Annotated in this window: 13 protein-coding genes; 6 read left to right on the forward strand and 7 right to left on the reverse strand. The window is 70.6% G+C overall.

Annotated features, from left to right (window positions below; all coding sequences use genetic code 11):
• Positions 1-171 precede the first annotated feature (171 nt).
• Complete coding sequence (locus ACODT0_RS14480; protein WP_296735365.1) at positions 172-1,833, forward strand: L-lactate permease; 1,662 nt, start codon at positions 172-174, stop codon at positions 1,831-1,833.
• Here ACODT0_RS14480 and ACODT0_RS14485 read toward each other — a convergent pair.
• A complete protein-coding gene (locus ACODT0_RS14485; protein ID WP_489041630.1) occupies positions 1,811-2,419 on the reverse strand; it encodes a TetR/AcrR family transcriptional regulator in 609 nt (202 codons plus the stop codon). The two genes, ACODT0_RS14480 and ACODT0_RS14485, sit on opposite strands and share 23 nt — an antisense overlap.
• A gap of 126 nt (positions 2,420-2,545) precedes the next feature.
• Here ACODT0_RS14485 and ACODT0_RS14490 point away from each other — a divergent pair, with 126 nt between their 5' ends.
• Both ACODT0_RS14490 and cynS read left to right on the forward strand, forming a co-directional pair.
• Positions 2,546-2,977, forward strand: coding sequence for a nuclear transport factor 2 family protein (locus tag ACODT0_RS14490; RefSeq protein WP_057595284.1), 432 nt, complete (start codon positions 2,546-2,548; stop codon positions 2,975-2,977).
• Positions 2,978-3,157: 180 nt separating this feature from the next.
• On the forward strand, positions 3,158-3,601 hold the full coding sequence (cynS, locus tag ACODT0_RS14495; RefSeq protein ID WP_489041563.1) for a cyanase: 444 nt from the start codon (positions 3,158-3,160) through the stop codon (positions 3,599-3,601).
• Between the two features lies 1 nt (position 3,602).
• On the opposite strand, the gene ACODT0_RS14500 is transcribed toward cynS, so the two are convergent.
• On the reverse strand, positions 3,603-4,385 hold the full coding sequence (locus tag ACODT0_RS14500) for an SDR family oxidoreductase (RefSeq protein WP_261215741.1): 783 nt from the start codon (positions 4,383-4,385) through the stop codon (positions 3,603-3,605).
• Between the two features lie 274 nt (positions 4,386-4,659).
• Positions 4,660-6,057 (reverse strand): coniferyl aldehyde dehydrogenase, encoded by a 1,398-nt coding sequence (locus ACODT0_RS14505; protein WP_261215743.1) that lies wholly within the window; start codon positions 6,055-6,057, stop codon positions 4,660-4,662.
• A 228-nt stretch (positions 6,058-6,285) separates the two neighbouring features.
• Here ACODT0_RS14505 and ACODT0_RS14510 point away from each other — a divergent pair, with 228 nt between their 5' ends.
• On the forward strand, positions 6,286-6,936 hold the full coding sequence (locus ACODT0_RS14510; protein WP_489041564.1) for a hypothetical protein: 651 nt from the start codon (positions 6,286-6,288) through the stop codon (positions 6,934-6,936).
• Positions 6,937-6,945: 9 nt separating this feature from the next.
• Here the strand turns inward: ACODT0_RS14510 and ACODT0_RS14515 are convergent, their stop codons facing one another.
• Entirely contained in the window at positions 6,946-7,656 is a 711-nt protein-coding gene (locus ACODT0_RS14515; protein ID WP_489041565.1) for a response regulator, read from the reverse strand.
• A 7-nt stretch (positions 7,657-7,663) separates the two neighbouring features.
• Entirely contained in the window at positions 7,664-9,238 is a 1,575-nt protein-coding gene (locus ACODT0_RS14520) for an ATP-binding protein (protein WP_261215747.1), read from the reverse strand.
• A gap of 167 nt (positions 9,239-9,405) precedes the next feature.
• On the opposite strand from ACODT0_RS14520, the gene ACODT0_RS14525 reads away from it, so the two are divergent.
• Positions 9,406-9,558, forward strand: a complete 153-nt coding sequence (locus tag ACODT0_RS14525) for a hypothetical protein (RefSeq protein WP_489041566.1) — start codon at positions 9,406-9,408, stop codon at positions 9,556-9,558.
• Positions 9,555-9,866 (forward strand): hypothetical protein, encoded by a 312-nt coding sequence (locus tag ACODT0_RS14530; RefSeq protein ID WP_057595278.1) that lies wholly within the window; start codon positions 9,555-9,557, stop codon positions 9,864-9,866. Before ACODT0_RS14525 ends, ACODT0_RS14530 begins: the two co-directional genes overlap by 4 nt.
• Before the next feature lie 3 nt (positions 9,867-9,869).
• Here the strand turns inward: ACODT0_RS14530 and ACODT0_RS14535 are convergent, their stop codons facing one another.
• Together ACODT0_RS14535 and bamA are read right to left on the reverse strand one after the other, a co-directional pair.
• Positions 9,870-10,553, reverse strand: a complete 684-nt coding sequence (locus tag ACODT0_RS14535; protein ID WP_489041567.1) for a response regulator — start codon at positions 10,551-10,553, stop codon at positions 9,870-9,872.
• A 5-nt stretch (positions 10,554-10,558) separates the two neighbouring features.
• On the reverse strand, positions 10,559-12,958 hold the full coding sequence (gene bamA, locus ACODT0_RS14540) for an outer membrane protein assembly factor BamA (protein ID WP_489041568.1): 2,400 nt from the start codon (positions 12,956-12,958) through the stop codon (positions 10,559-10,561).
• Between the last annotated feature and the right edge of the window lie 51 nt (positions 12,959-13,009).

A 13,009-nucleotide genomic window follows, 5' to 3' on the forward strand; every position in this document is an offset into this window, starting at 1 on the left:
GTTGCGGGCGTACGATGGTATCGAAGCGCCGCGGGCCCGACCGCCCCGGCGCTTCGTTTCGCCGCGCCGCAGTGCAGTGCAGAGGAGAGAAACGGCAAAGGAGGCTTGAGCGATCGCAGTGTGTTGCAGCGCATCCGTCACATCGAATACCAACAGTACGGAGACAGACACATGGTTTGGCAGCAGGTTTACAACCCGTTCGGGAACATGGTGGTATCGACGGCGCTGGCCGCGATACCGGTGGTGGTGATGCTGGTGTGCCTCGGCCTCCTGCACGTCAAGGCCCACTTCGCGGCCGGGCTCGGCCTCCTCAGCGCGCTGGCGATCGCGGTCTTCGCCTTCGGCATGCCGGCCGACATGGCGGGCAAGGCCGCCTTCCTCGGCGGCATCACCGGGCTGCTGCCGATCGGCTGGATCGTGCTCAACATCATCTTCCTGCAGCAGCTCACGCAGCAGAACGGCAGCTTCCAGGTGCTGCAGGACTCCATCGCCGGCATCACCGAGGACCGGCGGCTGCAGCTGCTCTTGATCGCCTTCGCCTTCGGCGCCTTCTTCGAGGGCGCGGCCGGCTTCGGCACGCCGGTGGCGGTCACGGCCGCCATCCTGATCGGGCTGGGCTTCTCGCCGCTCGCGGCCTCGGGGCTCTCGCTGATCGCCAACACCGCGCCGGTGGCCTTCGGCGCGCTCGGCACGCCGGTGATCACGCTGGCCAAGGTGCACGGCTACGACCTGATGGCCGTCACCGCGATGATCGGCCGGCAGTTGCCCTTCTTCTCGGTGCTGGTGCCGTTCTGGCTGATCTGGGCCTTCGCGGGCCGCAAGGGCATGTGGGAGATCTGGCCGGCGATCCTGGTCACCGGTGTGTCGTTCGCGATCCCGCAGTACCTGGTGTCGAACTTCATCGGTCCCGAGCTGGTGGACATCATCGCGGCCATCGTCTCGATGGTCTGCCTGGTGCTGTTCCTGCGCGTGTGGAGGCCCGCCAAGATCTGGACCTCGGTCTCGCTCAAGGGCCACGAGGCCGACGGCGGCGAGGCCGCGCCGGTGGGCGCGCCCACCAGGCATCCCACCGCCGCGGTGGTGCGGGCCTGGACCCCGTGGCTGATCCTCACGGTGTTCGTGTTCATCTGGGGCCTGCCCGCGGTCAAGACCTGGCTCAACGGCATCTTCGCGCCCAACTTCCCGATCGAGGGGCTGCACAACATGATCGAGAAGGTGGCGCCGGTGGTGCCCAAGCCGACCAAGGAAGGCGCGGTCTACCAGCTGCTGCTGCTCTCGGCCACCGGCACCGGCATCCTGGTGTCGGCGCTCGTGGGCGGGCTGGTCATGAAGTACAACCCGGTCCAGCTCGTGGCCGCCTACGGCCGCACGCTGTGGCTGGTGAAGTTCTCGCTGCTCACCATCGTGCTGATGCTCGCGCTGGGCACGCTCACGCGCTACTCGGGGCTCGACACCACCCTGGGCCTGGCCTTCGCCAACACGGGCGTGCTGTATCCCTTCTTCGGCACCCTGATGGGCTGGCTGGGCGTGGCGCTCACGGGGTCCGACACGGCCTCGAACGTGCTGTTCGGCGGCATGCAGAAGGTGGCGGCCGACCAGCTCGGGCTGAGCCCCAACCTCATGGGCGCGGCCAACAGCTCGGGTGGCGTGATGGGCAAGATGATCGATGCGCAGTCGATCGTGGTGGCCTCGACCGCCACGCGCTGGTTCAACCACGAGGGCGAGATCCTGCGCTACGTGTTCTTCCACTCGATCGCGCTGGCCTGCCTGGTCGGCATCCTCGTGACCCTGCAGGCCTATGTGTGGCCGTTCACCGCGATGGTGGTGAAGTAGGCGCCGCGGCGTCGGCCAGCGCGCGCAGCAGCCGGCGCAGGTCCTCGACCGCCTCGCGCACCAGCTCGGCGCCGCCCATCTGCGCCTTGACGATCGCGCCGTCGATGCCGATGGCGGCGGCCTGCGCGAGCGCCGTGCGCTGCGGCAGCGTGGCGGGGAGCAGGTCGGCGATCACCTCGACCATCTCGCGCTTGTGATCGCGCGCGCGCTCGGCCGCGCCTTCGACGCTGCCGCCGACCTCGGCCACGGCATTGATGAAGGCACAGCCGCGGAACACCGGGTCGGCGAACCATTCGGCCATCACGTCGGCCAGCAGCAGCAGGGCCTGCGCGTCGCCGCTGCGCTCGTGCGCGCCGCGCCGCCCCAGCGCATCGACGAACCAGGCCATCCAGCGCGCATGCCGGTGGTCGAGGAAGGCGCGCACCACGTCGTCCTTCGAGGGGAAGTGGCGGTAGAAGGTGACCTTGGTCACGGCCGAGGCCGCGATCACGCGGTCGATGCCGGTGGCGCGGATGCCGTCGGCATAGAAGAGGTCGTGCGCCGTGAGCAGGATGCGCTCGCGCGCGGGCAGGGCGGAAAGGTCCAGGTCCATGGCGCGATTGTAGGCACTCCCGCCGCCATGTAGACAGGTCTGTCTACATGTGGCACATTGCGGCCGGGCTACACCGCCTCTGCCTTTTTCCAACCTTCTCCTCTTCACCGAAAGACCGCCATGGAATCCGAATCCCGCCCGCCGCTGCCCCCGTTCACGCTCGAGACCGCGCTCAAGAAGGTCCAGGCCGCCGAAGATGCCTGGAACACGCGCGACCCGGTACGCGTGAGCCTGGCCTACACGCCCGACACCGAATGGCGCAACCGCGCCGACTTCGTCAACGGCCGCGAGCAGGTGGTGCAGTTCCTGCAGCGCAAGTGGGTGCGCGAGCTCGACTACCGCCTGAAGAAGACGCTCTGGGCCTTCATGGACAACCGCATCGCGGTGCGCTTCGAGTACGAATGGCACGACGACTCGGGCCACTGGTTCCGCAGCCACGGCAACGAGAACTGGGAGTTCGCGCCCAACGGCCTGATGCAGCGGCGCTACGCGAGCATCAACGACCAGCCCATCGCGGAGTCGGAGCGCAAGTTCCGCTGGGAACGCGCCTGAAACACGGACAGCCGAACGCAGAAGGGAAGACAAAGGAACGCGAAAGTCGCAGAAGCAGAACCCTTTGGTGGTTTTCTTCTGCGACTTCTGCGCAACCTTCGCGACCTCTGCGTTCGGCTGCCCGTGTTTTTCGGCATGCCTGTTGCTTGTACCCATGCACACCACAGGAGCAAGCCAACCATGAACCGCAACGAAGTCACCGAGAAGATCATCGCCACCAAGGTGGCCAAGGGCCTGCAGTGGGCCGATGTCGCAAAGAAGCTCGGCCTCTCGAAGGAATGGACCACCGCCGCCTGCCTCGGCCAGATGACGCTCGACGAGAAGCAGGCCAGGATCGTCGGGCGCATCTTCGGCCTCAGCGCCGAGGAGCAGAAGTGGCTGCAGGTGGTGCCGTACAAGGGCTCGCTGCCCTCGGCGGTGCCGACCGATCCGCTGATCTACCGCTGGTACGAGATCGTCAGCGTCTACGGCACCACCATCAAGGAACTGATCCACGAGGAGTTCGGCGACGGCATCATGAGCGCCATCGACTTCAGCATGGACATCCAGCGCGAGCCCGATCCCAAGGGCGACCGCGTGAACGTGGTGCTCTCGGGCAAGTTCCTGCCCTACAAGACTTATTGAATCAGAAGGCGTACTCGGCCGGCTCCTCGGGCGCGCTGTCCGAGCGGCCGCCCGGCGAGCGCAGCAGCGCGGGCACGGGATGCGCCGCGTAGTAGCCGCCCTCGATCGCGCCGGCGATCGAACGCGCCACCGCGTCGGCCGGCGCCAGCAGGCGCCGCCGCGTCGACATGCGTTCGCCCGCCAGGCCCGCCGCGATGCGCTCCAGGCGCGGATCGCCCGGCGGCGCGAGTTCGGGATGGAGCACGCTCACGCGCACGCGGCCCGCATGCTCCTGGCGCAGGCCCTCGGAGATCGCGTCCACCGCGTACTGCGTGCCGTGGTAGACGGCCGACTCGGCCGTCACGCCCGTGACCGACACCGGCGCGAGGTTCACGATGTGGCCCCAGCCCTGTTCCTGCATGGTCGGCAGCACGGCCGCGATGCCGAGCAGCACGCCGCGCAGGTTGACGTCGATCATGAGCTCCCACTCCTCGATCTTGCGCATCCACAGCGGCGAGCGCGGCATCACGCCCGCGGCATTGACCAGCGCGTCGATGCGGTCGTGGCGCTCGAGCGCCAGTTCGGCGAAGGCCTCCATCTCGGGGCGCAGCGTGACGTCGAGCCGCTGGAAGCTCGCCGAGCCGCCGGTGGCCCGGATCTCGGCCGCGAGCGCCGCGAGCCGGTCGGTGCGGCGCGCACCGAGCACCACATGCGCGCCGCGACGCGCGAGCAGCCGCGCGGTCGCTTCGCCGATGCCGCTGCTCGCGCCGGTGATGAGAACGACTTTGTCCTGGATTGCGGTCATGGATAACTCCTCATGCTTGGGGGATGCACGGTTGCCAAGGGGCTCCCGGCATGCTTGGAAGTGTCGCGCCGCTGCCGCCTCGGGCGTTATCCGGATCGAACGCGGTTCTTGCCTTTTTCTCCGAAACAAGGGCGTCGCGCCGGCGACACCGGCTGGCAGGCGAACTTTCTTCTCGCATGGGCCCATCTTCGGTGCGCGGGCGCTTCGGGGCTGGCCGTTTCCGGCCCTGCGTTTGCCGGTTCTTGCCCGATCCTTCGCGGCCGCGGTGGCGGCCTCAGCGCGCCAGCAGCTTCAGCATGCGCTCGAAGGTCTTGCCGTAGGGCGGCTTGAACAGGCCGAGGCCGTTGAGGCCCGACTGGTGGAACACCGGCTTCATCTTCGAGAAGGTCTGGAAGCCGAACTCGCCGTGGTAGGCACCCATGCCGCTCGCGCCGACGCCGCCGAAGGGCAGGTCGTCCTGCGCGATGTGCAACAGCGTGTCGTTGACGGTCACGCCGCCGGCCACGGTCCGGGCCAGCACGCGGTCGATGTCCGCGCGCTGCTTCTCGAACAGGTAGAGCGCGAGCGGCCGCGGCCGGGCGTTGACGTAGCCGATGGCCTCCTCGAGCGTGTCGTAGGGCACGAGCGGCAGCACGGGGCCGAAGATCTCCTCCTGCATCACGCGCATGCCGTCGTCCACGCCGGTGAGCAGCACCGGCGGCAGCCGCCGCGACGCGGCATCGGCCGGCGCGTCGCCCAGCCGTTCCACCGCGGCCCCCTGCGCCCGGGCCTCGTCCACCAGCGACGCGAGCCGCGCGAAATGGCGCGGGCTCACGATGCTGGTGTAGTCGGTGTTGCGCCCCAGGTCGGGGTAGAGCGAGGCGAACACGCGCCGCGCGGTCTCGACGAAGCGCGCCTGCTGCTCGCGCGGCACCAGCACGTAGTCGGGCGCGATGCAGGTCTGGCCGGCGTTGAGCGTCTTGCCCACGAGGATGCGCTCCACCGCCTTGTCGAAGGCGGCGCCGCGGCCCACGATGGCCGGCGACTTGCCGCCGAGCTCGAGCGTGACCGGCGTCAGGTGTTCGCTCGCGGCGCGCATCACGTGGCGGCCGACCTCGGTCGAGCCGGTGAACAGCAGGTGGTCGAAGGGCAGGCTCGCGAATGCGCGCGCGATCTCGGCGTCGCCGTTGACCACCGCGATCTCGTCGGGCGCGAAGGCCTCGCCCACGAGCCGCGCGAACAGTTCGGCGAAGCGCGGCGTGTACTCCGACTGCTTGAGCATCGCGCGGTTGCCCGCGGCCAGCGCGGCCGTGAGCGGCCCGGCCGCGAGGTACAGCGGGTAGTTCCAGGGCACGACGATGCCGACCACGCCGAGCGGCTGCGGCATCAGCCGCGAGGACGCGGGCTTGAACCACAGCCCGGTGCTGCGGCGGCGCACGCGCATCCAGCGCTTGCCGTGGCGCAGCGCATGGTCGATGCCCTCGAGCGTGGGGAAGACCTCGGCCAGCTCGGTCTCCTGGCGCGGCCGGTTCGAGAAGTCGGCGCTGATCGCCGCGGCAATCGCGGCGCGGTGCTCGCGCACCAGCGCGCGCAGCCGGCGCAGGCGATCGGCGCGCACGCTCCAGGGCGGGGCCTGGTCGCGCAGGCTGGCGGCGCGCTGGGCGTCGAAGAGGGGGCGCAGCTCTGGGGTCATGGAGGCCTCGGCGTGTCGGGGAAGGGCGGCGGCAAGTATGCCGGTCGTCGAACCGTCCGCACCCCGAACCGCAGCAAGCCCGCCCTAAGATCCCGCCATGCCCTTCATCCGCCCCGCCATCGCCGCGCTCTCGTTCCTCGCCGCAACGGCAGCGATCGCCGCCCCCACAGCCAGGTCTTCGACCGCGTCGCCAAGCCGGAATCGGTCGACGCCCAATGGCGCCCCACGTTGTGCGCATTGCTCTCGACGTCCTGCAACGCCGGCGAGCTCGGCCTCTACCGGCCGCGCGGCAGTGCCGAGGGCGAGTACGTGGTGCTGTCGGTGAAGCCGCTCGCCATGGCGCGCGTCCAGAGAAATGCGGACGGAAGCTGGCGCCTGCAGCGGCTGCATGACTTCTCGGCCTACCAGGGCACGCCCTCGAAGCTCGGTGGCGGCCGCGAGGCGCAGCGCTCGCTCGCGCCCGCGCTCTATCCGCTGGCCGACGGCCGCTGGGCGGTCGCGGTGCAGAGCGCCTTCAGCGACATGTATTCGGGCGGTGGCGCCAGCTTCGTGGTGGCCGACTTCGTGCCGATCGACGGCGACCCGGCCGGCGCCAGGGCCGCCTACGAGGACATCCCGTTCTGGTGCTCGCAGATGATCCGTGCCTGCTTCTCCGAGAAGGAATACAAGACCTCGCCGCATTGCCACGACGAGACCGCCGGCAGCCTGCGCATCGCCTATGCCGACGCCGCGCGGCCCGGCGCCGCCTATGGCTGGAGCTTCAGCTGGACCGAGAGCGAATGGCCCGCGAACAAGCCGCGCAGCGCGCGGCGCGCCAGCACGATGCGCTTCACCGCGGCCGACACCTCGGCCGTGCCCTTCTGCGGCGGTCCGCAGTAGCGGGGCGGCTCAGTCCGCGGGCGGCGGTGCTTCCCACGCGAAGCCCACGCCGTACACCGAGCGGATCCAGTCGTGCCCGGGCGTCACCGCGCCGAGCTTGCGGCGCAGGTTCTTCACGTGGCTGTCGATCGCGCGCTCGGTCACGTCCACCGTGTCGTCGTAGGCCAGCTCGAGCAGCTGCGCGCGCGAGAAGATGCGCCCCGGATGGCGCGACAGCACCTGCAGCAGCCCGAACTCGCGCCGCGTGAGGTTCAGCGGCGTGCCCTCGAGCGAGGCGCGCCAGTGCACGTCGTCGAGCACCAGCCCGGGCGCCGCGTCGGTCGCGGCGCGGCCCGGCCCTCCCGGGTCGGACAGGCCCGGCGCGGCGCGTCGCAGCACCGCGCGCACGCGCGCCACCAGCTCGCGCGGCGAGAAGGGCTTGCAGACGTAGTCGTCGGCGCCGAGCTCCAGGCCCAGCAGCCGGTCGACCTCCTCGATGCGCGCCGTCAGCATGATGATCGGATGGGCCGTGTGCTCGCGCGCGCGCCGCAGCACCTCGATGCCGTCGAGCCGCGGCAGCATGATGTCGAGCAGGGTCAGGTCGGGCGGCGCGGCCACGATGCTCTCGAGGGCGCTCTGGCCATCGGCGAAATGCGTGGTCTCGTAGCCCGCGTGGCGCAGGTAGTCCTGCACCACCGAGGCGATGTCGGCTTCGTCCTCGACGATCACGATGCGGGTCATGGGCGGCTCATGGTGAAGTGGCCAGCGGCAGGGTGAGGGTGACGCGCAGCCCGCCCATCGGCGAGGGCGAGGCGTCGATGGTGCCGCCATGCGCCTCGATGGTGGTGCGGCAGATCGACAGGCCCAGGCCCGAGCCGCCGTGCTCGCGGCTGCGCGAGGTCTCGCCGCGGAACAGGCGGTCGAACAGGCGTGGCAATTCGCTCTCGGGCACGCCCGGTGCGCTGTCGTCGAACAGCAGCGTGAGGCTGTGGCCGGTCCACGGCCCCTCCACCGTGACGTCGATGCGCAGCACGCCGCCGGGGTCGGTGTAGGCCAGCGTGTTCTCGAGCAGGTTCATGAAGACCTGGTGCAGCCGGTGCGCGTCGCCCTCGATCGCCGGCTGCTTGCGTGCCGCGATCAGGTCGATGGCGCGCCGGTCGACCGCGATGCCGCGCTGCGCGAAGCGGTCGCGCGTGTGGTCCAGCGCCTCCTTGAGCAGCGACAGCGGATACACCGTCGTGGTCGGCAGGTCGCTCTGCGGCGCGCGCATGCTGCTGCGCAGGTCGTCCACCAGCTGGCCGAGCCGGATCACCTGGCGGTGCAGCCGCAGCGCCGTGCGTTCGTCGAAGGTGCGCACGCCGTCCTGCAGCGCCTCGATCTCGGCGCGCATCGCGGCCAGCGGCGTGCGCAGCTCGTGCGCGGCGTCGGCCAGCCAGGCGCGGCGCGAGGCCTCCACCGTGTCGAGCCGCTGCGCCATGTCGTTGAAGGTCTTGCCCAGCAGCGCGAGCTCGTCCGAGCCCTGCACCACCACGCGCGTCGACAGCCGGCCGCGCGCCACGTCCTGCGCCGCCTGCGTCAGGTCGTCGACCGGCTTGAACCAGCGCCGCGCCAGCAGGTAGGAGAGCGCCAGCGCGAACACCAGGCCCGCGAGGCCCGTGAGCACGATCACGCCCGACTGCCGCGCCAGGAAGGCGCGGTCGGCCTCGCTCTCCAGGCCCTGCAGCGGCGCCAGCGCGAGGTAGCCGATGACGGCCCGGCCGCGCCGTATCGGCAGGCGCGCCGCGTTCTCGGGGTCGATGGTCGCGCCCACCACGCGCGCGCCCTGCGCGTCGAGCACCGCGAGCCGCTGGTAGATCGAGTCGGCCATCGCGCGCGGATCGGCGAAGAAGAAGGGCGGCGGCATCGCCGGCGCCGCGCGCCGCGGCAGCAGCTCGAGCTGGCCCGGCGGCATCGGCGGCGGGCCGTTGTCGGCCGAGCCCTCGGGCGGGGCGCCGCGCGTGCGGTACTCGTACCAGGGCGGCAGCCGGCGGTCGTCGGGCGTGCTCGCGTTGTCGAGCACCGTCGCCACGCGGCCCATCTGCAGCCGGTGCCAGGCCTCGTCGTTGTCGCGCAGGCTCTTCCAGTCGCCATTGAGCACGTAGTGCTTGAGCACCAGCTGCGAGAGCCAGTCCATGCGGCGGATCTCGATCTCGGCCACGTAGGCGCCGAGGCCGCGCTGCAGCGCGAGGATCGACAGCCCCGCGAAGCTCAGCAGCAGCACGATCAGCAGCGCGGCGAGCGCGAGGAAGATCTTGCGGGAGAGGGTCAGGCGCAGGCGCGGCATGGTCTCGGGAGGTGAGGGCCGCATTCTGCGACAGGCGACGCGGGTGGCGCGGGCAGGGCGGACGGGGGCGTCATCGGCAAGCCGCCGATCATGACCGCCAAATGTGGAGGAATCTGGGAGGGCCCATCTCCCATTTTTCTCCCGAATCGGCACGCACGATGGCTGCCATGACACCGTGCATCGACCTCCTGTGGCCCGCGCTCCTCGCGCTGTTCGGGCTGTTCGCCCCCGCCTGGATCTTCGCGATCCACTGGGCCGAGAGCCGCGCCACGCGGCCCTGCGTGGTCGGCGGCACGGCCCTCGGGGAGGAGTCGACGTGAGCCTTGCCGCGCCCGCCGAGCGCCGCGGCAAGCGCATGCAGCGCCTGGCGGGCGCGCTGGCCTTCTGCGGCCTCGCGGCCGGCACGGTGGTCGCGGTGCGCGACGAGTGCCCGCCCGAGACCGGCGGGCGCGGCACGGTGCGCCGCACGCCGGTCTCCACGCTCGCGCCGATCATGGAGATCGAGCGCGCGGCACTGCCGCAGCAGGCCCGTCCCCGGCCCGGCCAGCCCTTCGACAGCTACAGTCCCGCCGCGCCGAAGCCGGGCGCGCGCCGCGGCGCGGGGGCCTGCCGCTACCAGGCCCGTTGAAGTTCAGGCCGGCCGCTCTGCGAAGCTGAAGCCCACGCCGTAGATCGAGCGGATCCAGTCGTGCGCGGGCGCCGCGGCCGAGAGCTTGCGGCGCAGGTTCTTGATGTGGCCGTCGACCGCGCGCTCGTTCACCTCGAGCGCCTCGGGGAACGCGGCCTCGAGCAGCGTCGAACGGCTGAACACCCGGCCCGGGTCGCCCGAGAGCGCGCGCAGCAGCAGCAGCTCGCGCCGCGTCAGCGCCAGCGGCCGGCCCTCGAGCCGCGCCCCGCCCCCGGCGTCGTCGAAGGCCACGGCCGCCGAGGGCCGCGCCGCGTGCCGGCGCTGCGCATGGCGGCGCAGCACCGTGTTCACGCGCGCCACCACCTCGCGCGGCGAGAAGGGCTTGCAGACGTAGTCGTCGGCCCCGAGGTCGAGCCCGCGCAGCCGGTCGGCCTCGCGCGTGCGCGCCGTCAGCATGATGATCGGATGGTCGCTCAGCGAACGCACGGCCTCCAGCACCCGCAGGCCGTCGATGCGCGGCAGCGCCACCTCGAGCAGCGTGAGCGCGGGCGGCGCCTGCAGGATGCGCTCGAGCGCGGCCACGCCGTCGCCGATCCGCTCGACCTCGTGGCCGGCCGCGTGCAGCAGGCCGTGCAGCGCGGCGGCGCTGTCGTGGCGCGCGTCTTCCACCAGCAGGATGCGGGCCATGGCGCTCAGAACGCGGTGCCGATCTGGAACTGCAGCCGCTGCGTGCGGTCGGCCGCGATGCCGTTGGCCGTGTCCTCCTTCTGGTAGCGCAGCGGCACCGCATAGGCCAGTCGCAACGGCCCGAGCGGCGAGATCCAGCTGATGCCCAGGCCGGCCGAGGCACGCAGCCTGTTCTGCGCCTTCCATTGCGCATCGCTCATGCTGGCCGTGCGGCTCGCGAACACGTTGCCCGCGTCGAGGAAGCTGTACAGCCGCAGCGAGCGGTCGTTGCCCGCGCCCGGGAACGGCGTGCTGAACTCGAGGTTGAAGATCGCCTTGCGCGTGCCGCCCAGCGCGCCTTCGGTCACCGCGTCGCGCGGCCCCAGCGAGTTCTGCTCGAAGCCGCGGATCGAGCCCAGCCCGCCCGCGTAGAAGTTCTTGAAGATCGGAAAGGCCGAGTCGCCGAGCGCGCGCGCATAGCCGAGCTCGCCGTTGAAAGCCAGCGTGTACTGCTTGGACAGCGGGAAGTACTGCTGGTACTGGTAGTTGCTCTTGAGGTAGCGCAGCGCGCCGCCCACGCCGACCTCGAGGTTCGCGCTCTGCAGCCGGCCCCGGGTCGGGATCAGCGCGCTGTCGCGGTCGTCGCGCGACCAGCCCAGCGTGGCCGGAAAGGCCACCACGTTGCGGTTGGCGCAGCTCACGCTCGGCGCCGTGCCGGTGCACTGGAAGTAGTCGAGGTAGGCCTGCGGCGTCGCGGTGTAGACATAGGAGCCGTCGACCAGCGTGTAGCTGCCGTTGCTGCCGGGCGTGAACGCATAGCGCTCCACGCCGATGCCCAGGTAGATCCGGTCGAGCTCACCGACCGGGATGCCGAAGCGCACCGAGCCGCCGTCGCTCGCGAGCTTGTAGTTGCCGTCGGCCTCGTAGTAGGGGCGGGTGGTGGTGTGGAACAGGTTGAAGGTGCGCGAGATCCCGTCCTTGCTGAAGTAGGGATCGGTGGCGGTCACCGAGATCGTGCGGTTGTAGGAGCTGGTGTTGACCTGCAGGCCCAGGTAGTTGCCCGAGCCGAACACGTTCTCCTGCGTGATGCCGAAGCTCAGCGAGATCTTGTCGGTGGACGAATAGCCGGCGCCGAGCTGCAGCGAGCCCGTGGGCTTCTCGGCCACCGTCACCGCGATGTCGACCTGGTCGGGCGAGCCGGGGATCTCCTGCGTCTCGACGTTGACGTCGGTGAAGAAGCCCAGCCGGTCCACGCGGTCGCGCGAGAGCTTGATCTTGTTGCCGTCGTACCAGGCGCCCTCGTATTGGCGGAACTCGCGGCGGATCACCTCGTCGCGCGTGCGCGCGTTGCCGCCGATGTGGATGCGCCGCACGTAGGCGCGGCGCGCGGGCTCGGCGCGCAGCACCATGGTCACGCGGTGGCGTGCGCGGTCGATTTCGGGCTCGGCCTTCACGCGCGCGAAGGCGTAGCCGAAGGTGCCGAAGTAGTCGGTGAAGGCCTTGGTGGTGGCCGCGACCTGCTCGCCGTTGTAGGGCTCGCCGGGCCGGACCGTGACCAGGGTCTTGAATTCATCGTCGCGGCCCAGGTAGTCGCCCGCGAGCTTCACGCCGGCCACCGTGAACTTCTCGCCTTCGGTGATGTTGACGGTGATCGCGAGGTCCTGGCGGTCGGGCGAGATCGCGACCTGGGTGGAGTCGACGCGGAACTCGAGGTAGCCGCGCGTGATGTAGTAGCTCTTGAGGGTCTCGAGGTCGGTGTCGAGCCTGGCGCGCGAGTACTGGTTCGACTTGGTGTACCAGCTGAGCCAGCCGCCGCTGTCCTGGTCGAACAGGTCGAGCAGCGTGCTCTCGCTGAAATCCCTGCCGCCGACGATGCGGACCTCGCGGATGCGCGCGGGCTCGCCCTCGGTCACGCCGAAGCTCAGGTTCACGCGGTTGCGCTCGGTGGGCGTGGCGGTGGTGACGACCTGCGCGTTGTAGAGGCCGCGGCCCAGGTACTGGCGCTTGAGCTCCTGCTCGGCGCGGTCGGCCAGCGCCTTGTCGTAGGGCCGGCCCTCGGCCAGCCCGACCTCGCGCAGCGCCTTCTGCAGCGCCGCCTTGTCGAATTCCTTGGTGCCGGTGAAGTCGACGTCGGCGATGGTCGGGCGTTCCTCGACGATCACCACCAGCACGCGGCCGCTGACGTCGATGCGCACGTCCTTGAACAGGCCCAGCGCGAATAAAGCGCGGATCGCTTCGCTGCCGCGTTCGTCGCTGTAGGTGTCGCCGGCGCGCAGGCCGAGGGTCGCGAAGACGGTGCCCGCCTCCACGCGCTGCAGGCCTTCCAGGCGGATGTCCTGCACGGCGAAGGGCTCGGCGGCCCGGGTGGAAGGTGCGATCAGCGCGGAGAGCAGCGCCAGGCCCGCGAGGGACTTCGGAGATTTCATCGGCGCATGGTTTCGTCCAATGTCGGAGAAATTTGGGACGCCGCGCCGAGT

The sequence above is a fragment of the Variovorax sp. FG153 genome, assembly GCF_057809595.1.